The following is a 25,297-nucleotide window of genomic DNA, read 5'->3' as shown; positions in this document are numbered from 1 at the left end:
GCGAACCTTAGCGTAAACCTCCGCGTCACTCTGCATTAAAAAAAATTATATGGCTCAAACTACAGATTATAAAAAACTCATAGCATCAACCTTAACAAAAATGGAGGCAATGCAAGCTCGCATTACCGAATTAGAAACTAGACAAAGCGAGTCAATTGCTGTTATTGGGATGGGTTGTCGTTTCCCTGGAGGCATAAATTCTCCTGAAGATTATTGGAATTCCTGTAAAGCCGGACTTGACGCAATTGTAGAAGTTCCTAAAAACCGTTGGGATATCTCAAAATTTTATGCTCCAGAACCTACTCCCGGCAAAATGAACACTCGTTATGGAGGATTTTTACAACAGGATATTACAGAATTTGATGCCCGTTTCTTCTCCATATCTTCCCGCGAAGCAACCTCAATGGACCCTCAACAAAGGTTACTCCTTGAGGTGACATGGGAAGCTTTAGAAAACGCCAATTTACCACCAACCAATTTAGTAAGCGATCGCGTGGGTGTATTTGTCGGTATAACTAGTGTTGACCACGCGATGACAGTCTACAAAAGCAACTATGATGAAATCGATTCTTTTTTTGGTACAGGAAACGCCCTAAGTGCCGCAGCAGGACGGCTATCTTATTTTTTAAACCTCCGCGGCCCTTGTATGTCTATTGATGCAGCCTGTGCTTCTTCACTGGTTGCCATTCACCAAGCTATTCGCAGCTTAAGAAATCATGAATGCGAACTAGCTTTAGTAGCTGGAGTAAATCTGATCTTAAATCCGGCAATTACGATTAACCTTTCCCAGTCGGGGATGATGTCTCCCGATGGTCGCTGCAAGACTTTTGATGCAGCTGCAAACGGTTATGTACGGGGAGAAGGGTGTGGGGTTTTAGTCTTGAAACGCTTGTCTGTCGCCCAGAAAAATGGCGATCGCATTCTCGCCCTCCTCCGAGGATCTGCGGTCAATCATAACGGTGCCGCCGCCGGGTTGACAGTTCCTAGCGGCCCCGCCCAACAAGATTTACTCCGCCAAGCCTTAGCTGATGCCAGAGTCAAACCCCAGGAGGTAGGGTATCTAGAAGCACATGGCACGGGAACTTCTTTAGGCGATCCTATTGAGATGAACGCCATCGCTGCTGTTTATGGAGAGCGATCGCAACCTCTTTACGTCGGTTCAGTTAAGACTAATATCGGACATCTCGAAGCCGCCGCAGGGATAGCAGGCACGATCAAGACAATTCTCGCCCTCCAGCATGGTGAAATTCCGCCTCATCTTCACTTTCAAGAACCTAATCCCCTGATTAATTGGCAAGGGTATCCAATTAAAATTCCCGGTCAAACAATACCCTGGTCTAACAATGGTGAACTCCGCATTGCTGGGGTGAGTTCCTTCGGTTTTTCTGGAACAAATGCTCATGTAATTGTCGAACAAGCGCCTGTTGGCAACACACCAGAAATTAAGCTGCAACGTCCGAGTCATCTGTTGACGATTTCTGCTCATAACGAAACAGCTTTAAAAGAACTAGCACGGCGTTTTTACACTCACTTAGAATCTCATCTAGAAATTGGAGATATCTGCCATAGTGCGGCAATGGGTAGATCGCCTTTAGCTGAACGATTGGCGATTGTTGCAGATACATTATCAGAATTGCAACAAAAATTAGCGACTTTTGCTGACGAAAAAACTATTGATAATTTTACTTTTTATCAACGTTTTGCAGGAGAAAAACAACCGAAAATTGTCTTTCTCTTCACTGGTCAAGGAGCTTGTTATGCAGGTATGGGTCATCAACTTTACCAAACCCAACCTACATTTCGTAAATATATTGACAAATGTGCAGATATTTTAGCGAATTATTTAGAGTATCCACTACAAGATATATTATTTGGCGATCGCACAGATTTACTCAATCAAACTGCATACGCTCAACCAGCTATATTTGCTCTAGAATATTCAGTTGCCATGCTGTGGCAATCTTGGGGAATCACACCAAGTTTACTAATTGGTCATAGCGTTGGTGAATATGTCGCAGCTTGTATTGCAAAAGTATTTAGTTTAGAAGCAGGTTTAGAATTAATTGTTAAACGTGGGCAATTAATGCAAACTGCGCCTACAGGAAAAATGGCTTCAATTTTTGCAGATGAAGCTACGGTACTTTATCTAATTCAAAACTATAGTAATACAGTTTCAATTGCGGCTATTAACCATCCTCAACAAATTGTAATTTCTGGAGAAAGTAATAGCGTTGATGAAATTGTAGCCAACTGCACAAACCAAAAAATAGCTGTTCAATTACTATCAGTTGACGGTGCTTTTCACTCTCCATTAATAGAGTCAATTTTAGATGATTTTGAAACTGCTGCTCGTAGTATTTCTTACGATCAGCCCCAAATTCCAATACTTTCAGGAATTAACGGACAAACTATAGCAAATACGCCCGATGCAAGTTACTGGAGACAACAATGCCGTCAAACCGTGCAATTTTTGCAAAGTCTGATTACGGCGTTAAACAAAGGATATAACCTGTTTTTAGAAGTCGGCCCAAGACCAATACTTGCAGAACAAGGTCGCCGTTATAACGATGAAGTTATCTGGCTGAGTTCTCTCAATAGAGGTTTGGATAACTGGCAGACTATGTTATCAACACTAGCCCAACTCTACATTCATGGAGTAAATTTTAACGCCGAAAAATTCAATGAAGATTACGGTTACAGAAATATTCAATTACCAAACTATCCTTTTCAACGAAAAAGGTTTCAATTTAAATCTGCTATTTCAGTCGAATCAAGTTCAATTAAAGAAGTGTCTGTAGAAAACGAGCTAATGGAGACCAAGATGACTGTAGCAAAAGTTTCAAATATCCAAAAACATCAGCAAGAAATCGGCAATCAGTTAAAGTCTATCTTGGCTCTGCTTCTAAAAGAAGATGAAAATGATATTAGAGATGATGAAACTTTATTAAATCTAGGAGCAGATTCAATTATTTTGACTGACTTTGCTCGTAAAATTGAAGAGAATTTTGGCGTTAAAGTTAAGATAGATCGATTATTTACCGATTTGCAAACAATTGCTGATATAGCTAATTATCTTTCTGATTATATTGAACCAAAACCATTAGAAATATCTTCAGTAGCTACTATATTAAATGAAACGTCTAATAAAGTATCTAATTCTGAGTCAGAATTAAATAATTATCTCTGGGTAATTTCACAATTACAACCGATTAGTATTGCCTATATCTTGAAAGCTTTAAAAGTATTAGGTAAAAAACTAAAGATAGCAGAAAGTTGGACAACAGAAAACTTATTACAAACTTTGCCTATTGCCCCAAAATATCATGTTTTAATTACTCGTTATTTAAAAACTTTAGAGCAAGCTGGAATTATTCAAAATCAAGGTAACATCTGGATAGTACAAAACCTACCTACGCCTTTTTCTTTACCAGAAGCTATAGAAAATCTGCAAACTACTTGTCCAGCAGCAAAACCTGAGTTAGAAATGCTGCAACGCTGTGGAGAAAATCTAGCAGAAGTATTGAAAGGAAATATAGATCCTCTAGAGTTAATTTTCCCAGCAGGTTCAGTGATTCATGCGGAAAGCATATATGGTAATTCTCCAGTATCTCGTTTAATGAATCAACGAGTAGCTCAAGAAATTAACTTCATTTTAAAGAGTTTTTCTAGTAGCGATCGCCCTTACCAAATTATTGAAGTAGGAGGTGGTACAGGTGCGACTTCAGAAGCAATTCTTAATGATTTAAATCTCAATTATGCAACTTATTCTTTTACCGAACTTTCTCCTGTTCTCCTGAATAAAGCGCGACAAAAGTTTAAACACAGAGATAATCTCAACTTCCATCAATTAGATATTGAAAAATCACCAGTTTCTCAGGGACTAACAGCACATTCTTATCACATAGCTGTCGCTGCTAATGTACTTCATAGTACCCGAAATATTACAGAAACACTAAATAATATTCGAGAATTACTACTACCTGGTGGTTATTTAGTACTACTAGAAACAGTAGAAAATAATTCCTGGCTTGATTTAACCTTTGGACTTACGCCCGGATGGTGGCGCTTTCAAGACAAAGAGTTACGTATAGATACTCCATTGTTAAGTGGAGAAAGTTGGTGTGCTGTTTTAAAACGCTGCGGTTTTGCCACTGCGGATAGTTTTTCTCAACAGAATAATACCAGCATCTACAATGGACAAGAGTTAATTATTGCTTCTACCTCTGCTGAAAGCGCTATTGTTAGCCAAGTTAAAACAGTACCATTATCAACACAAACCTCTGGCAAAGAAGCTTTGATGATGGCTCAACTACAATCTTTAAAAGACCTCAAAGATGTACATGAAAAAACCATTCTCAAGCAATTAGAAATACTCCAATCTGGATCTGTGGCACCAAGCAATACATCAGAAGTTTTAATTAACCAAACAGTTTCTAAAACAAGCAAAATAGAAACTACACCTTTGCCTCAAAAAATTAAAACTGATTCGCCTCAAAAAACTAGTTCTCCTAGTTTAAACCCATTAGCCTTAAAGCTGACTGAGAAGAAATCTTTAACAGAACAACAGCAAGCTTTTATCCAAAAACTAGAGATTATTTATAATCAAAAAACAGCAAAATCTAAGGCATATTCGCAAAACAGCCGAAAGACAATGGTTGATGTTAAACCTACCATTGATTTCCGCATGGCTTTAAAAGAATTTCAGTATCCCATTGTCTCAGAATCAGCCCAAGGTGCATATTTTCGTGATATCGATGGCAATGATTACATCGACTTAGCAATGGGGTTTGGTGTTAACTTTTTTGGACACAGTCCTGATTTCGTTATAGAAGCAGTTCAGCAGCAAATGCAACACGGAATCGGATTAGGAATGCAGTCTAATATTGCAGCAGAAACGGCTGCTTTAATTTGTGAAATGACAGGTATGGAGCGAGTCGCTTTTAGTAATACTGGTACAGAAGCAATTATGGCAGCAGTTCGTATTGCTCGTTCGCGGACAAAACGCCAAAAAATTGCTTTATTTTCTGGTTCTTATCACGGTACTTTTGATGGCATTTTAGCAAGAGTTGGAGAGGAGCCAGGAACCGCTCAACCATTAAGTCTCGGTACACCATCAGGAATGGTTGAAGACGTAATAGTTCTTACTTACGGAGCCGAAGAAAGTCTAGAAATAATTGCTGCTCAAGCTGATAATTTAGCAGCAGTTTTAGTAGAACCTGTTCAAAGCCGTAAACCCGATTTGCAACCTAAAGAGTTTCTGCAAAAATTACGAAAATTGACTCATGAAAAAGATATTGCGCTAATTTTTGATGAAATTATTACTGGATTTCGGATAGCTCTAGGAGGAGCGCAAGAATGGTTTGATGTTGACGCAGATATCGTAGTTTACGGTAAGGCTATTGGTGGTGGTTTGCCTATCAGCACGATCTGTGGCAAAGCAGATTTTTTAGATACAATTGATGGCGGTTTCTGGAGTTATGGAGATAATTCCCATCCACAAACAGAATTAACCGCTTATGGTGGAACTTTCTGTCGTCATCCTTTAGCTTTGGCAGCTTGTCGCGCAGTAATGCTACATTTACGCGAACAAGGTGCAACGCTTCAAGAAAGGCTAAATCAATTAACTAATCGATTAGCTACTGAAGTTAATCAGTTCTTTCAAGAAATAGGAATTCCTATCCGCATTGTTAATTTCGGCTCTTTATTTCGCTTTGAACCTTTTGGATCTTATAGTCTTTTCTTACAACCTATTGAATTACCACTCTTTTACTACTTACTGAATGTCAAAGGTATTTATACATGGGAAAAACGAGTTTGTTTTCTCTCCACTTACCATACCAATAAAGATATAGATAAAGTAGTAACTGCTGTCAAAGAAGCAATTATAGAACTGCGACAAGCGGGTTTTTTTGAAAATGCTAAACCACCGCAAGCAAAGAAAAGAGAAGAAAGCGATCGCTCTAACGATGAAGATGGTAGGAACAATTTAAACCAGACATTTTCTACCAATGAAGCGCAACGTCAGCTTTGGTTATTGGCAGAATTAGACACAACCGCTTCAGCATCATATAACGTTACTACTTCTTTAGAATTGCGTGGTGATTTAGATATTTCATCTTTGCAGCAAGCGATTAATGAAGTAGTCAACCGCCACGAGGCATTGCGAACCCAAATCTTAGAACAAGGCGAACTCCAAGAAGTTATCAATAGTGTCAAAATTGACCTACCGTTAATTAATTTAATAGATGAAGATAACCCTGAAGCAAGTGCTTTAGAATTAAGAACTCAGTTGTCTCAAAAACCTTTTGATTTGAGTATCGCTCCTTTATTTGCAGCTGTACTGATGCGTTTAGCACCCGAACATTATCTGCTATCTTTAAAAACTCATCATATCGTTGCAGATGGTTGGTCATTAGGGCTAATTTTGAATGAAATTGGCAAACTTTATTCAGCAAAAATTGGTGTTGTTACAGACTCTTTAGCGCCACCAATGCAGTTTCGCCAATATTTAGCTTTGCGACAGCAAGAAGCACAAAGTTCACAAATGCAAGAGCATCGTGATTTTTGGTTAAAAACTTATGAGGGAGAAATCCCTGTATTTGAGCTGACTACTGACTTTCCTCGTCCTGCTGTCAAAACTTATACAGGGGGTAGAGAAAGTAAAATTATTGCTCCTCAACTGTGGCAAAATTTGCAAATTGTAGGACGCAAAAATCAAGCGACATTATTTATGACAATGTTCGCTGCTTACACAGCTTTTCTGCGTCGAATTTCTGGTCATAATGATTTAGTAATTGGTATTCCCATTTCTGGACGACAATTTGAAGGCAGCGAAACATTAATTGGCTTTTGTTCGCAATTTTTACCAGTTCGTATTCAGACAGATATTACTACTTCTTTTGTTGCACATCTTCGTCATACAAAAGAAACACTCATAGCCGCTTTTAAACACCAAAGTCACGCTTTAGAAGAGTTATTAGCAGCCTTACAATTACAACGGGATTTTTCTCGTTCTCCCTTGATATCCGTATCTTTCAATATGGATCCTAGTTTAACTCTACCTGAGTTTGAGGGATTAAAAGTATCGCTACCACCAGAGCCAATTGGCTATACTCCTTTTGATTTAGGCTTTAATTTCATCGAAGTCAATGACGCATTCATTGTCTACTGCAACTATAATACAGAACTTTTTAAACCGGAAACTATCAAACAGTTTCTAGAAAGTTTTGAAATTTTAATGGAGGGGATAATTAAAAATGCCAATGGTTTGCTTTCTGAGTTGCCTTTATTAACACAAGTGCAACAGAAACAATTATTGGCAGAATTAATCGGCCCAACAATAGAATTACCGGAAAATTCTACCATCGTTGATGACTTCATTGCTCAAGTCAAATCTACGCCAAATGCACCAGCATTAATCGTTGGAGAAACGACTCTTACATATCGAGAATTGAATGATAAAGTAAATCGTTTGTCTAATTATTTACATGAGATATATCACATTACTTCTGGGAAAGCGATCGCATTAGCGCTCGGACGCAATCAAAACTTAATTATCGGCATTCTGGCTACTTTTAAAACTGGGGCAACTTATGTGCCGATAGACCCCCAATATCCTAGTAGTCGCATCGATTTTATTTTAAAAGATAGCGGCTGTGATATTTGTCTCACAGAGAGTAATTTTGTCTCCCAATTACCTCAAGAAATCGAAGCAATTTGTTTGGATCGAATCGATAATATTTTGGCAGATTTTGATATCACTGAGCCGAAACTCAAACCAGACTCTAGCCAAATTGCTTATATTTTATACACTTCTGGCTCAACAGGAAACCCTAAAGGAGTTATGGGTCGTCATATCTCTATTTTGAATGTAATTCGGAGTTTACGACTCACATTTGACTTAGATAAACATCCTGAATGGCGCTATATCTTCACTGCACCTGTCACCCACGATCCATCTTTTCGTAATATCTTTTTACCTTTGACAATAGGTGCTGCTTTATATATGTACGAAGTACAGCATATAGGGCATTTAGTTTCCTTTTTACAAGAAAACCAAATTAATGCACTGCACACAACGCCATCTATCTATCGAGAAATCTTAAATGTACTCGAACCTGAAGAAACTATCCCTAGCTTAAAATATATCTCTTCAGGGGGAGAGAAATTAGATAAAGCAACTGCGATCGCTTTACGAAAACGCTTCCCAGCGAAAATTATCAGCAATGTCTATGGTTCCACAGAAACTTGTGTTGGCGTATCTCAATATACAATCGATGAAAATTTAAATACAGACGTACCTCTTGGTCAGGTTTTCCATAACAATCGATTATTTGTCCTGGATGAATTCAATAACACCGTACCTCTGCATATAGTAGGTGAAATTTGCGTAGAAGGTGCAGCATTAGCCGCTGGTTATCGCAATCTTCCCCAAATCACTAAAGAAAAATTTCAATCCAGCTTTCTTAGTTCAGAAAAAATTCTCTTTAGAACAGGAGATTTAGGTAAACAAATTGCCCCAGGTGTGATTGAATTTATGGGGCGAAAAGATAATCAAGTTAAGGTAAATGGCTATCGTATAGATCCAGGTGAAATTGAATACCAACTTAGCCGTTATGCCCAGATTGAGAGAGCAATTGTGTTACCGACATTAAATAATCAAACTCAGTTATCTGCCTATTGTCAAACTGATAAACAGATAGAAATTTCAGAAATCAGAGAATTCCTCTCGAATTTTCTGCCAGTTTACATGATTCCTACTTCCTTTGTCTTTTTAAAGCAATTTCCTTTAACTAGACATGGCAAAATTGACTTGCGATCGCTTGTCGAAATCAAGGAAACAGGTAAATTAACCCAAATAGCTTACGCCGCACCGCGTAATACTTTAGAGTCAAAGCTAGTCAATATCTGGGAAAAGATTCTTACTAAACATCCCATCGGTATTTTTGATAACTTCTTTGAAATCGGTGGACACTCTCTGTTACTTTCGAGAGTAGTAAATCACGTTCATAAAGAATTAAATGTGTTAATCAAATTGGCTGACTTCTTTAAAGTTCCCACAATCGTCGGATTAGCAGATTTAATCTCTAAAACCCAATACAATTATCAAAAACCTATACCAGCAATAACTCAGCAAACATCTTATCCTATGTCTTATGGGCAACGCCGCCTTTGGGCTTTAGAATTTCTCGATCGCAACCATAATGCCTACGGAATGCCCAGTGCTTATCAATTCAAAGGAAATTTAAATATTGCTGCTTTTGAAAATACTTTTCAACATTTGATTCAACGCCACGAAATTTTACGTACTACATTTACCTTAATAAATAATGAACCGCGTCAAGTAGTACACGAGCAAATTGATTTTGCAATTAAACAGATAGACTTAATGGAATATGAAAAACAAGAAGATATCATTGTTGAAGCTATTTGCAACAACGCCAAAACTACTTTTGATTTGGAAACAGGGCCTTTACTCAAGGTTAACTTACTAAAACTCAGTGAAGAAAGTTATATAGTTCTGTTTAATATGCACCACATCATTTCAGATGGGTGGTCAGCAGGCGTTTTAATTAAAGATTTCCTCGCACATTATCATGCCTACGGACAACAAAATGTAGAATTACCGCCACCTTTGAGGATTCATTATAAAGACTATAGCTACTGGCAAGACCAGCAGTTGCAAACGTCAAAACTACAAGCACAACGCGATTACTGGTTAGCTAAATTAACTCCTACTCCGGCGCGTCTTGACTTACCTTTAGATCGTATTCGGCCAGCAGTGCAAAGTTTCTCAGGAACTGCGACGATTTGGAAGCCAAAGCCAGAATTAATCAAGGATTTTGAGTTATTAATCAAAACTCAAGAAGCCAGTTTATTTATGGGCTTACTGACTTTAGTCAAAAGTTTTCTCTTTCGCTATACCGAACAAAATGAGATTACAATCGGCTCTCCCATCGCTGGACGAAATCATCCCGATTTAGAAGAACAAATAGGCTTTTATGTTAATACTTTAGTTTTACGCGACCAAATAGCAGTAGACGATAGTTTTGCTACTTTACTTGCAAAAGTGAAAATAACAACAATAGAAGCGTATGATAACCAAGAATATCCCTTTGACAAACTAGTATCAGATTTAAATTTCAAACGCGATCCTAGCCGTAATCCCCTATTTGATATTGCAGTTGTACTGCAAAACAATCAAAATGTAGATTTAGCTTTAGATGGAATTACTGTTAACTCTATTGCTCAAGAAATTGTCACTGCTAAATTTGATTTAGAATTCACTTTTGTAGACGAAGGAGAACTATATCTGAAATTAATTTACAACACAGATATATTTGCCAGCGAACGTATTTCCTTGATTCTCAAGTTGTTAGAAGGTCTTCTAGAAGAAGTAGTAAAATCTCCTAATACACCATTATTAAAGCTATGCGATCGCACAGAGAACCCCGAACGTGAAGATAACAACCTTTTCGCTACCAATTTTAATTTTTAGTCATCTACACAGTTCAACCATAGTAATCACAAATTTTGAGGATATTTATGAATAAACTACCAGTTCTTGGAGTTTTAGGCGGAATGGGGCCTGTAATTACTGTTGAATTTCTTAAAACCATTTATGAATACAACCAGTATATCGACAACGAACAAGAAGCACCCAACGTTATTGTTTTCTCACTTCCCTCTGCACCAGATCGCACGACTTCAGTTCATAGTGGAAATGAAAGAGAATTCATTGATTTTGTGCAAATACATTTAGAAAAACTTAATCAATTAGTCGATCGCATAGTGATTGGTTGTTGCACTGCTCATTATGCTTTGGCTCATCTTCCAGAGCATCAGACTAATAAAGTAATCTCCTTAATTAAAATTGCAGACCAACAACTGCAAGAACATGATGAGCCTGCCCTTTTACTTGCAGGTACAGGTACTTACAAAAAAAAATTGTTTGAACGAGGTTGTACTGCTGCGAATCAAATTATTTCTCCAGATGAAAAAGATCATCGTTTGATTCATGAGATGATTTTTAAAGTATTAAAACGAGGACAAAACCCACTAGCAATTCTTGAAGACGTTCAAAAGTTGTTAAATAAATATAAGACTCGTTCCTTTATTTCTGGTTGTACAGAATTTCATATCCTAGCCAAATATCTCAAGTTAAATGGCATTGATTCTATTCAAGCGATCGACCCTTTAATTACTATTGCTCAAAACTTGTCTCAGCTATTAGAGCCAACCGCATCTAATTCTAATAATTCTAATTTAATTCTAGAAAGTATGAAACTACCTCAACAATTATATCCATCGCCCATAAACTCTTTTGTGTGAAATAATTTAATCTAGGAGAAATTGTATGACAGCTATTTTCCCCCAAATTTCAGCAACGAATACTAAAACTCACAAAGTTCTTTTAATCGGGAGAATGTATGACGAAACAGGTGAAAAACTCCTTGAGGAACACACTAATATCGAAATTATCAAAGAACCGACTAAGAATAATATCAATGATGCTATTCAAGACGCATCTGGCGTATTTGTCCGTTATCCTACTAAATTAGATGCCCAATCAATTCAATTGGCAAAAAAATTAAAAGTCATCAGTACATCTGGATTTGGAACTGATGCCATCGATATTGCTGCTGCAACAGAACAGGGAATTGTCGTAGTCAACAACCCAGGGTTGTCAACAACTGCTGTTACAGAACACACGATTTGCATGATTTTATCTCTTGCAAAAAATTTGAGTTTCCTCAATCAGTGTGTGAAAACAGGAAACTATTTAATTCGTAATCAGATACAACCAATTCAAGTAGAAGGAAAAACACTTGGTATTGTTGGTTTGGGAAGAATTGGTAGTGCTGTTGCTAAAATTTGTAGTACAGCATTTCAAATGCGAGTTTTAGCCTACGATCCTTATGTTCCATCCAATAAAGCCCAAACAGTAGGTGCAACTCTAGTCAAAGATTTAGATTATCTTCTGGCTGAATCTGATTTTGTATCTTTACATCCTGAGCTAACCGATGAAACTCATGAAATGTTTGCTCTGGAAGCTTTTAAGAAGATGAAATCTACTGCTTTTTTGATCAATACCTCTCGTGGGAAGATAGTTCGTGAAAAAGATTTGGTTGTAGCTCTACGCGAAAAATGGATAGCTGGAGCTGCACTAGATGTGTTTGAGCCTGAACCCCCATCTATAGATAATCCTTTATATAACTTTGACAATGTAATTTACTCACCTCATCTAGCTGGAGTTACACCTGAAGCTGGTATGGCTGCTGCACTTTCCGCAGCTAATCAAATACTTCAAGTGCTTCAAGGTGAAAAGCCGCTTCACATCGTCAATCCTGAAGTTTGGAACAAGTTTCAAAACTTGTAATAGTATTACTTGCAAACTGCCGTAATCTAAATGGAAAAATAGTTCCAAGTGCTGAGTCATGAGTGATAAACTTCACTTATTACTCAGCACTAAAAATTACTAAGTTTAGCAAGAAAGACAGAAGGAATACTGTCCTTGTATAGCTTGCCACGATCGCTTGCAAGCAAGGATTTAAGCCCCATCTGCAATCAATGTAAGTTTAGAGCCTACACTGATTGCAGCCTCCTGCCTCCTGCCTTATTCACTCAAACAAGATTTCCGTTTATTGATAAAACATGTCAACCCAAGTTATTCAAAATCAATCATTAACAAATACTTCTTCCGGTTTTACTCGATTTTGGGAAAATGTCAAAGCGATCGCCGGGCCTTACTGGTATCCCACAAATCTCAACGGAAGAGCATTTTCAGATGTGATTCAGGCATGGGGAATGCTCGTTCTCCTAATCTTATTAATAATTGGACTTGTGGGCGTAACTGCCTTTAATAGCTTCGTCGATCGCTATTTAATCGATGTCATTATTCAAGATAAAGATACTTCTAAGTTTTTTAGTACGTTATCACTTTACGGTCTTGGACTGCTCTTAATCACGTTCTTGACAGGATTGACTAAATTTGTCAGAAAAAAAATTGCCCTTGATTGGTATCAATGGCTTAACCAGCAGATTTTAGAAAAATATTTTAGCGATCGCGCTTATTATAAAATCAATTTTAGCTCCGATATCGATAACCCAGATCAACGTCTATCCCAAGAAATCGAACCTATTGCCAGGACTGCTCTAAATTTTTCAGCTACTTTGTTTGAAAAAATCCTGGAAATGACGACTTTTTTAATAATTCTTTGGTCAATTTCCCAATTTGCTGTAGCATTTCTGCTTACTTATACGATTATAGGCAATTTGATTGCTGTTTATTTGAGTCAAGAATTAGATAAGATTACTCAAGAAGAACTTGAATCTAAAGCTGATTATACATATAGCTTAACTCATGTTCGTAACCATGCTGAATCGATAGCTTTTTTCCGGGGAGAAAACCAAGAATTAAATATCATTCAGCGGAGATTTAATCATCTTTTTAAAAATTCTGAAAGTAAGATTGATTGGGAAAGAAATAAAGACATTTTTAACAGAGGATATCGGTCTATTATCCAAATATTTCCTTATTTAATATTTGCACCTGTATATATTCGAGGTGAAATTGATTTCGGACAAGTTAGCCAAGCAGTTGTAGCTTGCAGTATGTTTGCTAATGGGCTGGCAACATTAATAGATGAATTTGGAACTTCTGGACGATTTTCCAGTTATGTTGAGCGTTTAGCTGATTTTTCAGATGCTTTAGAAACAGTAACTAAACAACCAGAAAATGTCAGTACCATCAAAACAATCGAAGAAAATCATCTCGCTTTTGATGATGTCACTTTACAAACACCGGATTACGAACAGGTGATTGTCGAAGATTTGTCGCTGACTGTTCAAGCAGGAGAAGGTTTATTAATTGTTGGCCCTAGTGGTCGAGGTAAAAGTTCTCTGTTAAGAGCGATCGCTGGTTTGTGGAACGCAGGAACCGGTCGTCTGGTGCGACCTCCCCTAAAAGAATTGTTGTTTTTGCCTCAACGTCCTTACATCATCTTGGGAACTTTGCGCGAACAGTTACTCTATCCGAATACAAACCACCAGATGACCGACGCAGAACTTAAAGAAGTATTGCAACAAGTTAACTTGCAAAACTTGCTTAGTCGAGTAGACAACTTTGATACAGAAGTTCCTTGGGAAAATATCTTATCGCTGGGAGAACAACAACGCCTAGCTTTTGCAAGACTATTAGTTACCCGTCCTAGCTTTACTATATTAGACGAAGCAACCAGCGCTTTAGATTTGAAAAACGAAGGAAACTTGTATCAACAGTTACAAGAGACAAAAACAACGTTTATCAGTGTTGGGCATAGAGAAAGTCTATATGATTATCATCAATGGGTTTTGGAACTTTCACAAGATTCTAGTTGGCAACTTCTAACCGTGCAAGATTATCGAAATCAAAAAGCAAGCATTACTAAACCCGCCACAAATACTCAAATCAAAATAAATGAGTCTTCTAAGGATAAACCCCAATAGCAGTAAGCTGTCAGAAGGTATAAGCTTTACGGTCAATTGTGCCAATTAGTGAAAAATTAAAAGCGATCGCTGGGAAAAAAGCGATCGCTTGACTATCTCAACCGAACAGAATGGTTAGTTGCTTGTTATTAGCATACTATCTTGTGCTTACACAACTCAAAAAACTTGCACAGAAACATCGTTCCAATATTTCTAGAATATAGAGGGAATATGGCTACAATTAGTTCAGAAAACCAGCATTTAACTGAATGGCAAGGCAGTGGCGTTGACGAAGAAATCTTTCACCTCAATGTGCGATCGCCGCTTTTGTTCAGTATCCTTTGCGATCGCATAATCGCCATCGCTGCGCCTGCTAGTGACAGTACTGCTTAATCCTCTTGTGTTTCAGCTTTACAAACGTACTATTCGTCACTTTATCCTTTAAGCTACATATAAAGTATTGGGGCTGTGGCGGGATTACTCTTACGGAGGCCTAAATGGATCTAGTAAAGCGTCGTATTGGTCTTGAGCAAGAATTTTTTCTGGTAGATGAAGCTGGTCATTTGAGCGATCGCGCCGATGAGTTTTTAACAAGTTGCCAGTTAATGGCTCAAGCACAAGGTTTAAACCCAAAATACTTTGTGGCAGAGTTCGTCAAAAGTATGGTAGAAATTAACACGCCGCCTGCGGACACTGCCAAAGAATTAGGAAGAGTTTATCTTACAAATCTCAAATTAGCACTCTGTGCAGCGCAACAGATTGGTTTACGCCTTTATCCTTTGTCTAGCTATCCTTTGCATACTATGCCAGTTATGCGGGATCAGCCTAATTACCATATCCAAGCGCGGACTGTAGGCTATGAACAATTTTTACACGCCGGAAAATGTACAGGTACGCATCTGCATTTAGAAGTTCCGCCTGGGGTAATTGACCCTCGTGTTGCAATATCCTACAACTCAACATTGGCAGAGCGAGAAGAACTATTAAATATCTTTAATTTAGCTACAGCTTGTGACTCTGCACTGATTTCCCTGACGCGGGCGTGTCCCTTTTATGAGGGACAAGCGATTGGTCTAGCCGCGCACACAATTCGTTATCGGGGTAGCGAAATCTTTGGTTGGGAAGGAGTTTACACTCATTTACAGCCTGTTGGCTCCCTTATGTCTTATGCCGAAAGTGTCGAAGGTTTAGTTGAACAGCAATTTGCTCGTTACTATGCTTGGTTACAAGCAATGGAAAAAGCCTCAATTGAACCGAATCTGTTCAAAGAAGCCGGAGGGGACTTACTCAAGTCAGCTTGGAATCCAGTTAGACTCAACAAACTCGGCACGGTAGAAATAAGATGTATAGATAGTAACTATCCATCAGTAATATTAGCAGTGATTACATTGCTTGAAAAAGCGGCTCATCGAGTCAGGTGCGAAAAGTTAACAGTCAGACCAGCTCAAGGGATGCAGATATTTGAACTAGTTGGCGATCGCCTGTATGTACCAGATTTTGAATATCTTAATGGGGAATTGCTCTATACATCAGCTACCGAGGGAATTAAAAACCCCAAAGTTAGAGCTTACGTCGATTCCATTTTGCAGTTTGCTATCAAAGATGGTGGTGAAGGAGCAAATTTTCTCCTAAAACTCAGCAGGCACCTCGATCGGTATCAGACGATAGAAGCCAGCATCTTGCAAGAGTTTACCCCAACAAATACTCAACTTTCGTTAGATGTCGGTTTGCGTTTAGTACGTTCTTGTTGTGACAAGCTAGAAGAACAGGTTTCATGGATAGATATAGAAAATCCCCTAGCAGCCTTGGATACTGATGAACGATTGTTGCTACAGCATTAAGGGACTTGTTATGGGGAGACGTAAACGGTTATGTTTGGGGCAAAACGAGCGAACGAGTATCAGTTCCTGTAGCCAACGCTCGTTGTAAACAAACTTATTTCGGGGCATTAGACTATAAAACAAAAGAATTTTTGATTTCCAAAGTAAAAAAAGCTAATTCTCACACGACAATAGGTTTTTTAGAATATCTTCAGTCACAACGAAAGAGGTGCAAAAATTTTAATTATTTGGGACGGTGCTAGTTACCACCGTTCCGGGCAAATTAAAGAGTATTTAGACTCGCTCAATGCAGAATTAGAAACAGAACAATGGTTGATAACTTGTGAGCGTTTTGCCCCGAATGCTCCACAACAGAATCCTGTAGAAGACATTTGGTTACAAGCAAAAAGATTAGACTTCTTGCATAAGTCGGGATAAGGGGCGGGGGGAAGGGGAAAAAGTTCTGTATCGTCCCCTTCCCCTTTACCCTTTTCCCTCTCTTGCAAAAAGCACTTTTGCAAGAGTCCTAAGGAATAGTCTCACTGGAATAGAATTGCAGTGCTATTGTGTGTTATTTGTATTTTCGACAATTGAAAAATTAGGTAATTAAACGTGCAATTGGCTCTTAATTGCCTACTTTGGGGGGAAGATTATGACTGACCCAGCGCGATAGGATGAGGCTGACCTAGCACATTCACACTTGAGTTTGCGCCAATTATTTTGGCAAAAAATGCTCAAAACCCCGTTACTGAAAGGATCTCTGCCTTCTATCTATGAATTTCCCCCCCCCCCAGAGAAAATTCATTTGCACTGCCTCCAGGTGAACCGATCGATCCAGAGCAATTCCCTAAAACCGATGCTCCCTTTCCGATTGTTGGCATCGCTGCTTCTGCTGGCGGATTAGAGGCATTTACAGAACTCATTGCTCACTTGCCCACGGATACGGGCATGGCGTTTGTGCTAATTCAGCACTTGTCTCCTAACCACAAAAGCTTGCTGTCTGAAATTCTAGGCAAAGTCACTACCATGCCAGTGCAGCAGGTGCAAGACCGAATGATGGTCGAGCCAAACGAAGTGTATGTGATTCCACCTAATACTGAGATGACGCTCGTCAATGGTATGCTGCACTTGGCTTCGCGTCAGAAGATTGACGGCAAATATCTGCCGGGGGATGCGTTTTTTAAATCATTGGCAGCCGATCGCGGCACCAAAGCGATCGCCATCGTGCTATCGGGTATGGATGGAGACGGTTCTCAGGGGTTGAAAGCGATCAAAGTAGCTGGTGGGGTGACGTTTGCTCAGTGTGAAGACACGGCAAGATTTGACAGTATGCCGAGTACTGCTGTGGCAACTGGGAACGTTGATTTTGTGCTGCCGCCAAAAGCGATCGCTAAACAAATAGCCGCCCTCAGTCGTAGCCGCTTTTTGTTATACTCAGAGCCACTGCAACTTATAGAGAATTTCTCCGAACCGGGGGATGCGCTGACCCGAATTTTTGCCCTGCTGCGAACAACGACGGGCATTGACTTCACCGCTTATAAGCCCAGTACGATCGATCGTCGAATGCAGCGACGAATGCTGCTCTATAAGCTAGAAACCCTAGAAGAATACGCTTTGTATATACAAGCACATCCGGCTGAAGTGCAAGCACTGTATGAAGAAATTCTGATTCACGTCACTAGTTTCTTTCGTGACCCGGAAACGTTTGAGCAGTTAAAAGCGCAGGTTTTTCCGGTGATTAGCCAAAACAAAACCGCAGCAATACCGATTCGGGTTTGGGTGGCAGGCTGCTCAACCGGAGAAGAAGTCTACTCGATCGCCATCTGCTTGTTAGAGTTTTTTAGCGATCGCGCCACCGCACCGCAGATTCAGATTTTTGCTACCGATATTAGCAAAGCCGCCATCGACAAAGCTAGAGCCGGCTTCTACTTAGACAGCCAAATGGAGGGCGTTTCCCCAGAGCGCCGCGATCGCTTCTTTGTGCCTTTGGAAAGCGGGGGCTATCAAATCAGCAGCGCAATTCGTGAACTGTGTGTGTTTGCTCATCACAACTTAGGCGGCGACCCGCCTTTCTCGAATCTCGATCTGATTAGCTGTCGGAACGTACTGATCTATCTATCCGATTTGTTGCAAGAGCGAATCATGTCGCTGTTTCACTACAGCCTCAATTCAACGGGCTTTCTGGTCTTAGGTACTTCAGAGAGCGTCAAAACTTCCTCAGAATTGTTTACTTCTGTAGATGAAGCGGCGAAGATTTATGGAAAGAAGCAGACTTCGACGCGATCGCTGTTTTCGTTTACGACTCCTCCTTTGCCCTTTATCAGCGTCATTCATCGGGATCGCGTCACTGAAACCATCGCCAGTACGTTGGATCTGGCACGAGAAATCGACCGGCTGATTTCAAATCGCTATGCGCCTGTCTCTGTTGTTGTTAACGACCAAATGCAGATTTTGTCTGTGCGTGGAGACACCGATTGCTACCTGAAACTCACCCCTGGCAGTATCGACTTAAACTTGCTGCTGATGGCGCGAGAAGGATTGGCGAACGCGCTGCGGATGGCAATTTATCAAGCTCAAACGCAAAACGTTTCGGTTCGACAAGAACGAATTGAGATTAAATCGGGTGAGCAATCCACGTTTCTCAATCTGGAAGTGATGCCGTTTCAGCCGACAACGGCAAACGCGGTTTATTTTCTAGTGATTTTTGAAGCGATTTTACCTTTGGCTACTCCCCTCACTTCCGCCCTGACTGAGCAGCGAGAGCTAGAAGACTTAGAGCGTGAAGTGATGCAGCTTAGGCAGTCGCTAGCCGCCGCAACGCAACGCGAACTTTCGGCGCAAGCCCATCTGCAAGCGGTCATTCAAGAACAGAACTATCTCAACCAAAGCCTGCGCGTAGCGAACGAAGAAATCCTGTCGAGCAACGAGGAGTTGCAAAGCACGAACGAAGAACTTCAAACGGCGAAAGAAGAAATTCAAGCCACTAACGAAGAACTTTCCACAACAAACGACGAACTTCGTAGCCGCAATCTGCAACAAAACCGAGACAATAGCGACCTGAACAACTTCATTGAGAGCATCAGCGTCCCCATTTTAATGCTGACCAATGATTTGAGAATTCGCCGCTTTACACCTGCCGCGCAGCGCTTGTTCAATTTCATTGCTGCCGATGTCGGCCGACCGTTTCACGACCTCCGCACTGATTTTGACGTTTCTCATTTAGAAGCGATGACCTTAGAGGTACTGGAGACGCTCAACACCAAAGAACAGGATATCCAAACTCAAGCAGGCTACTGGTATGCGCTCCGCATTCGCCCTTATCGCACGACGGAAAATCAAATTGACGGGGTAACTATGGTTTTCCTCGACATCAACGCGCTCAAATCCCATGCCGAAATGTTAGAAATTGCTCGTAACTATGCAGAAGCGATCGTCGAAACCGTGCAGATCCCGCTACTCGTGTTACAGTCCGATCTGCGGGTGAACACGGCCAATCAAGCGTTCTACAAAATGTTTCAGGTTACTCAAGCTGAAACCGAGCGAGCCTTCTTGTTTGAGCTAGGCAATCAGCAGTGGAATATTCCCGAACTGCGATCGATTCTAGAAGACGTGTTAATCAACGATCGTCAAGTTCAAAATTTTGAGATAGAGCATTATTTTGAACGGATTGGGCAAAAAACCATGCTGCTCAATGCCTGCAAGCTGCAACGAGACGACCAGACGGACATGATTTTGCTGGCGATCTCAGACATCACCAATCGCAAGCAGTTTGAACTGGAGCGATCGCGGCTATTAGAAGAGCAAGTCGCCCGTCAGCAGGCAGAAGCCGCCAACCGAGCCAAAGATGAATTTGTCTCGAACCTCTCCCATGAACTCCGAAACCCGCTCAACACCATGCTGGGTTGGGCAAAAATGCTTCGCACGCGCAGCCTGAATGCAGCGATGGTCACTCATGCCCTAGAAGTTATCGAGCGCAGTGCAAAATTGCAATCTCAACTGATTGAAGATATTCTCGACATTTCCCGCATCACCAGCGGTAAGCTGCTTCTCAACAGCCGTCTGATTGATTTAGGCGTGGTGATTCGATCGTCGCTCGAATCTATTCAACTCTCAGCCGAAGCCAAGAACATTCAACTTGTTTCACACTTGAATCCTGCAATGGTCATTGGGGATATCGATCGTTTACAGCAAGTCTTGTATAATCTGCTCTCCAACGCCATCAAGTTCACGCCGTCAGGTGGACGAGTCGAAATTGTGCTTGAGTCGATCGGGACTCAGGCTCAAATTCAAGTCAGTGACACCGGACAAGGAATTAAGGCGGACTTGTTGCCGCACATTTTCGAGCGGTTTCGTCAAGGAGACTCCAGCACCACCAAGGCAAAAGCAGGGCTGGGATTGGGGCTAGCGATCGTGCGTCATCTGATCGAACTGCACGGCGGCACGGTGCAGGCGGAAAGTCTAGGTGAGGGGCAAGGCGCGACATTCACCGTTCGGCTGCCGCTAAAGAATCTCACCTCAGAGGTGACATCAGCGAGTGATGTAGAGCCGATGGCATTGATAGAAGCGGTCAATACTTCGGCTGAACCTGTGCCTGCTTTAACAGGATTGTGCATTTTAGCCGTAGACGATGAAGTTGATACCCGCGATCTGTTCAGATTTGTGCTGGAAAGCTATGGGGCCCAAGTACTAACCGTCGCATCGGCTAGAGCAGCCTTATCCGCTCTTTGCGAAGACCCCAATCGATTCAATGTGCTGATTTGCGATATTGGGATGCCCGAAGACGACGGTTACTGGCTGATTCGGCAAGTGCGATCGCTCAGTGCCGAAGCGGGCGGGCAAATTCCAGCCGTTGCTCTTACTGCCTACGCAAGTGAGGCACAACGACAGCAAGCGATCGAAGCTGGCTTTCAAGTACACGTTGCTAAACCCGTTGAACCTGTTCAATTGGCATGGCTCGTGGCAAACTTGGCGAGACGAGCTTAGGGATTTTTAATTGAAGGAGGCAGGAGGCAGGGGGCAGGAGGCAGGTGGTCACTGAGCGTAGCCGAAGTGAGGCAGGGGGCAGGGGGCAGGGGGCAGTAGTTCTGACTTTTCACGGTATCTGGAAAACCTCTCTCTAAATCTCTCTCCTTTTAGGCTTATATGAAAGTAGGTACGGTACTCTCTCCAGTATTCCAATGTCATCAACAATTGGTCTTCTAAGCTTAATTTACCCGGCCGCCCTGTTTTCTGTTTTGGCTGGCTGTGCGATCGCACTACCTCTACCATCTCGTTAAAAGTATCTGGACGTACACCACACAAGCGTTTAAAGTCCTCTGACTTCAGGCTCTTTACTTGTTCGTAGGTCATAGATGCTACCCAACTCTAACCTACTTGTCCCACGCATTTAGGACTTTTGCAAGAGGTCTATTGATTCGAGAAGTTTACTTTTTTTGCCATTCGTTCTCTGTGGTCAAAGGGTTATTTGAGTTAGCGATTGATTGTCAAATTTTTGACTTTCCAAAGCTGCATGAATATGGTGTTTTCTCATGAATCATTTAGGATTTGTATTCACCCTGTTTGACTCAGTGTTATAAGCTGTCGCATCTGTAATTTTCCAGAGCATTACAGAGTTACCAATGGTGGCAGACCCGAAAAAGTCCAAATTATACGCACAACAGCTTACTTTTTCGGAAATTGACGAATGTATTGAAATTAATTTGTAAAAAAATAATGCTGAATCTTAGCAAGACAATATCACCTTTTACCCTTGACTTTTTTCAATGCTGCTTGTCTTATTTCTGCATTAAGCAAATAACCAAAACCCACCTTTTCTAAACGCAGCACAAATTCCTCTCGTGTATTGCCCAATTTACTAGCTGTAGCATCCAAATTCCAATTATGCTGGGCTAACTGACTCAGCAAATAAACTCGGCGAGTCTGCATTCCTGATAAGCGATAAGTCTTCAAATACTCCAATTCACCATTCTCTCGAATAATCGCTTCCCCAATATGATTTTCTTCGTTGGGGTTGAGGTCAGTAATAAATCGTTGTAACATGAACGAACCAGCAGTATAGACTTTTTGGGAAATTAACTTGCGTCCTAACAGTCCCTCTGCCATGAAACCCTGAAACGATGCCCAATCTGAACGCATATTTTGTACTGCTGCTCTCAAAGCTTTTAAATCATTAATTTTTGACTCATCTAAAGATACACTCATGGGAAAAGTCGTATCGTGCAGCAACGCGTATTGGTACAATAACTCACCATAGAAATCTTCTAACAAGCTATTGTGCAAAAGTCGATAGTCCTCTGGTGTCGGTACTACAAAAGCTGATGCTAATGCTTCGGCAACAAATACCAATACCCCAACCTGTCGAGAGTGAATTTCAAATACCCGCAAAGCATCTTCAAGTCCAGCAATATAACGTCCACTAAAAGAGCTTTCCATTCGGCTACCCAGCCCATGAGAAAGGGCATACTTAGAATATTCACTCCAGGCAATATCAGGGCCAGAGAAAAACATTGATAAAAAGCCTTCCATTGCCAAGTGCAGTGGCAAAAATCTCAGTTGATTAGTAGATTCCCGCTTCACCATCCGGTGCATTAACCGGACACTGGCGCAACCATAGTTTAGCTGTTTACCATCTGTTTTAAAAAGCTGTCCCCCAAAAGCCCCCACAGGACTGCCGTCATTAGTCCAAGACAACACTAGTCCGTGAGGAACATAGGAAAAATATTTCATTCCCGGTGCTGTCATTTCTCCTGCTAAGGAAACAACTGCTAAATCTTCATCGTAGCTACGACGCAGCAAGCGCAAGTCGTTACGTACCTGATGGCGCAATAATGGCACAATCCGCACTGCTCCCCGTATTTGAGAAGGAGCAATTTCTAGTCCTTTAAGTGATATGTCTGCTAACAGATTGCTTTTGGATGCCATAGGATAGGGTGTGGGGTGTAGGGTGTGGGGTGTGGGGTGTGGGGTGTAGGGTGTAGGGTGTGGGGTGTAGGGTAAGTTAATATATAAGTTATGGGAAATTCCAAAATTCAATCTTACCAAGACTTAAAAGTTTGGCAGGAGGCGGTAAATCTAGCTGAAATTTGCTATCGTCTTACCAAAACTTTTCCCAAAGAAGAACTTTATGGAATGACTTCACAGATTCGTCGAGCTTCTGTGTCTATAGCAGCGAATATTGCTGAAGGGTATGGACGCAAATCCAGGGGAGAATATATCCATTTTTTATATATATCGCAAGGTTCTCTCAAAGAGTTAGAGACTCATTGGTTAATCTCTCAAAGAATTGAACTAGCTTCTTCTGAGACTACCAATAGTATTCTTAATCAATGTGAATTAGTTGGTAAACTCTTACTAGGTTTAATTCATGCTCTTGAAAGTAAATAAATTTTCTTGCTAGCAGGGTGTTGGGGGTAGGGTGTTGGGTGTGGGGGGAATTAAAAATGTGTTGAACTGCTTGACGTACTCGCATTCAATTGTCTTAAACACTACACCCAACACCCAACACCCCACACCCTACACCCTTAACATTTGCTTAACTCGCTCTGCTAAATATGATTCCAATTCGGCTAAAGATGCAGAACCTTCAGCAAACCGGGCAAAGCCCAACATCGTAGGTAAATCTTCTGCATCCCGTAATCCTACTGTGGGAATTGCGGGACTCAGGGGGTGTAAAGAAAAGTCATCGGCGTTGTAAACAGGGTTGCAATGAATAATGGAAGTTTTTTGTTTTGGGTCTAAACGATCGCGATAGACACGTAGAATTTCCGATGCTCCACTGGGGGGATCATTTTCCCAACCATCGGTGACAAGTACTACTAAATCTGCGCCCCAGTCTAAAGCATCCAGTAGGGGAGTAGCTAGGTCTGTTTGTCCACGAGGTAGAATCAGCAGTGGATCGCTGGTTGATGCTGTCCAAAAAGCTTGGTATTCCTGGGATGCTGCTTTTAGTAAGTAATGAGTAGCTAAGGCTACCCCTAGAGGACGACGATGTTTTTCGGCTGAACCGGAACTGGAGTAGCTGCAATCTAGAACTGCGGCTACTCGTCCTAGTTTTAGAGGTGATTTTCTTAATGTGAAGGCAGCAGATTTCTCTAATGCTTGGTTTAAGATATCCCACTGCTGTTTACGAGTATCCAATGGCAAAGATAGGATATACAGCGCCAAGCGAGTTAGGGGGAGACGACCTAAATTAATGTCGATTTCTACTTCTGTGCGGTTGGCTGAACTTTGAAAGCGCAATTTTTCATTCAAAGTCATTTGCTCTTGAATACGGGATAAAAAGACCTCTCGTTTAATCCCGTGTTTTACTGCTAAACCTTCGGCAACTGTAAAGGGTAGTTGATAAACTGCTTGAGCGCTATAGTGTGCTTGGCGAAATGTCTCGAATAGCTCTGTTTGATAAACTTGCTGTTTCCATTTACCAAAGAGAAAATTACCTAATTCCCCTGGTAGGGTGAGGTGAGCATGGGAGGCGATCGCTCGAAATTTGGAGCGATACTTGACAGCATCAAAGTTGATGTCACGTTTTTGCTGGAGATAATCACGAGCGATCGCTCTGCTACGACGATTATTGATACTTCTTTTTCGCAATTGTTGCAATACTTCCCAACCTCGTTGTGGTGGTAGGGCTGTTAATGCTGCGGCAATTAATGCACCTTCTTCTTGTCGATGTTCAGGGGGTGTATATTTTCCTGTTGCTAGTAATTTGAGGATAATCTGCGCTTGGTTGAAGTGGTTAATCCCTGCTGCCAATGTTCGGGTATAGAGTAAGCGGTAATTACCTAAAATATAGTCGTGCAAAAAGTCAATGGATACGCGCTGCCCGTAACCATCACCATAGAACTCACGCTGTCCTGTGCAGGAGAGGCAGGCATTAATAAACATGACTAAATCTTCCCTTGCCACCTGCTGATGTTGGTTAGCCCGATTAATGTCCATTGTTGATCGAAAACAGGGTGTTGGGTGTAGGGTGTAGGGGGTTGGGTGTAGGGTGTAGGGGGTTGGGTGTAGGG

12 protein-coding genes and 2 pseudogenes are annotated in these 25,297 nt (G+C 41.0%); 10 read left to right on the top strand and 4 right to left on the bottom strand.

The genetic code is table 11. The features are described 5' to 3' along the window. Positions 1-49 precede the first annotated feature (49 nt). The 7 genes and pseudogenes from RMZ42_RS16445 to RMZ42_RS16415 form a co-directional block, all read left to right on the top strand. A complete protein-coding gene (locus RMZ42_RS16445) occupies positions 50-10,498 on the top strand; it encodes a non-ribosomal peptide synthetase/type I polyketide synthase (protein ID WP_322672380.1) in 10,449 nt (3,482 codons plus the stop codon). Positions 10,499-10,545: 47 nt separating this feature from the next. After that, entirely contained in the window at positions 10,546-11,331 is a 786-nt protein-coding gene (locus RMZ42_RS16440) for an aspartate/glutamate racemase family protein (RefSeq protein WP_322672379.1), read from the top strand. Positions 11,332-11,356: 25 nt separating this feature from the next. Beyond that, positions 11,357-12,379 (top strand): hydroxyacid dehydrogenase, encoded by a 1,023-nt coding sequence (locus tag RMZ42_RS16435; protein ID WP_322672378.1) that lies wholly within the window; start codon positions 11,357-11,359, stop codon positions 12,377-12,379. 275 nt (positions 12,380-12,654) lie between these two features. Next, complete coding sequence (locus RMZ42_RS16430) at positions 12,655-14,487, top strand: ABC transporter ATP-binding protein/permease (protein ID WP_322672377.1); 1,833 nt, start codon at positions 12,655-12,657, stop codon at positions 14,485-14,487. A 210-nt stretch (positions 14,488-14,697) separates the two neighbouring features. Further along, positions 14,698-14,859 carry a hypothetical protein gene (locus RMZ42_RS16425; RefSeq protein ID WP_322672376.1) on the top strand — a complete coding sequence of 54 codons (162 nt, stop codon included), beginning with the start codon at positions 14,698-14,700 and terminating at the stop codon, positions 14,857-14,859. 104 nt (positions 14,860-14,963) lie between these two features. Further along, entirely contained in the window at positions 14,964-16,307 is a 1,344-nt protein-coding gene (locus tag RMZ42_RS16420; protein WP_322672375.1) for a glutamate-cysteine ligase family protein, read from the top strand. Between the two features lie 5 nt (positions 16,308-16,312). Then, positions 16,313-16,700, top strand: a pseudogene (locus RMZ42_RS16415) (transposase); the annotation flags it as partial. Between the two features lie 353 nt (positions 16,701-17,053). Here the strand turns inward: RMZ42_RS16415 and RMZ42_RS16410 are convergent. Further along, complete coding sequence (locus tag RMZ42_RS16410; protein ID WP_322672374.1) at positions 17,054-17,209, bottom strand: hypothetical protein; 156 nt, start codon at positions 17,207-17,209, stop codon at positions 17,054-17,056. On the opposite strand from RMZ42_RS16410, the gene RMZ42_RS16405 reads away from it, so the two are divergent. Further along, positions 17,157-21,269 (top strand): CheR family methyltransferase, encoded by a 4,113-nt coding sequence (locus RMZ42_RS16405; RefSeq protein WP_322672399.1) that lies wholly within the window; start codon positions 17,157-17,159, stop codon positions 21,267-21,269. The two genes, RMZ42_RS16410 and RMZ42_RS16405, sit on opposite strands and share 53 nt — an antisense overlap. 48 nt (positions 21,270-21,317) lie before the next feature. Here RMZ42_RS16405 and RMZ42_RS16400 read toward each other — a convergent pair whose 3' ends face one another. Further along, positions 21,318-21,635: a transposase family protein gene (locus RMZ42_RS16400; protein WP_322672373.1), complete on the bottom strand. Its 318-nt coding sequence runs from the start codon at positions 21,633-21,635 to the stop codon at positions 21,318-21,320. Between the two features lie 60 nt (positions 21,636-21,695). Here RMZ42_RS16400 and RMZ42_RS16395 point away from each other — a divergent pair. Beyond that, positions 21,696-21,818 (top strand): annotated as a pseudogene (locus RMZ42_RS16395) (IS630 family transposase); the annotation flags it as partial. Positions 21,819-22,022: 204 nt separating this feature from the next. On the opposite strand, the gene RMZ42_RS16390 reads toward RMZ42_RS16395, so the two are convergent. Beyond that, positions 22,023-23,207, bottom strand: coding sequence for an ARPP-2 domain-containing protein (locus tag RMZ42_RS16390; protein WP_322672372.1), 1,185 nt, complete (start codon positions 23,205-23,207; stop codon positions 22,023-22,025). Between the two features lie 90 nt (positions 23,208-23,297). On the opposite strand from RMZ42_RS16390, the gene RMZ42_RS16385 reads away from it, so the two are divergent. After that, entirely contained in the window at positions 23,298-23,669 is a 372-nt protein-coding gene (locus RMZ42_RS16385; protein WP_322672371.1) for a four helix bundle protein, read from the top strand. 129 nt (positions 23,670-23,798) lie between these two features. Here RMZ42_RS16385 and RMZ42_RS16380 read toward each other — a convergent pair whose 3' ends face one another. Further along, complete coding sequence (locus tag RMZ42_RS16380) at positions 23,799-25,169, bottom strand: hypothetical protein (RefSeq protein WP_416211816.1); 1,371 nt, start codon at positions 25,167-25,169, stop codon at positions 23,799-23,801. Between the last annotated feature and the right edge of the window lie 128 nt (positions 25,170-25,297).

Source organism: Nostoc sp. DedQUE05, assembly GCF_034530955.1.
GTDB lineage: Bacteria > Cyanobacteriota > Cyanobacteriia > Cyanobacteriales > Nostocaceae > Nostoc.
Note: the sequence above shows the minus strand (reverse complement) of the source record. Positions and strands in the feature narration are given on the sequence as shown.

Excerpts from the sequence above, each read along its gene's own strand:
- RMZ42_RS16445 (WP_322672380.1), top strand. The coding sequence starts at position 50 with ATGGCTCAAACTACAGATTATAAAAAACTCATAGCATCAACCTTAACA.
- RMZ42_RS16440 (WP_322672379.1), top strand. The coding sequence starts at position 10,546 with ATGAATAAACTACCAGTTCTTGGAGTTTTAGGCGGAATGGGGCCTGTA.
- RMZ42_RS16435 (WP_322672378.1), top strand. The coding sequence starts at position 11,357 with ATGACAGCTATTTTCCCCCAAATTTCAGCAACGAATACTAAAACTCAC.
- RMZ42_RS16430 (WP_322672377.1), top strand. The coding sequence starts at position 12,655 with ATGTCAACCCAAGTTATTCAAAATCAATCATTAACAAATACTTCTTCC.
- RMZ42_RS16425 (WP_322672376.1), top strand. The coding sequence starts at position 14,698 with ATGGCTACAATTAGTTCAGAAAACCAGCATTTAACTGAATGGCAAGGC.
- RMZ42_RS16420 (WP_322672375.1), top strand. The coding sequence starts at position 14,964 with ATGGATCTAGTAAAGCGTCGTATTGGTCTTGAGCAAGAATTTTTTCTG.
- RMZ42_RS16410 (WP_322672374.1), bottom strand. The coding sequence starts at position 17,209 with ATGAGTTCTGTAAATGCCTCTAATCCGCCAGCAGAAGCAGCGATGCCA.
- RMZ42_RS16400 (WP_322672373.1), bottom strand. The coding sequence starts at position 21,635 with ATGACCTACGAACAAGTAAAGAGCCTGAAGTCAGAGGACTTTAAACGC.
- RMZ42_RS16390 (WP_322672372.1), bottom strand. The coding sequence starts at position 23,207 with ATGGCATCCAAAAGCAATCTGTTAGCAGACATATCACTTAAAGGACTA.
- RMZ42_RS16385 (WP_322672371.1), top strand. The coding sequence starts at position 23,298 with ATGGGAAATTCCAAAATTCAATCTTACCAAGACTTAAAAGTTTGGCAG.
- RMZ42_RS16380 (WP_416211816.1), bottom strand. The coding sequence starts at position 25,169 with ATGTTTATTAATGCCTGCCTCTCCTGCACAGGACAGCGTGAGTTCTAT.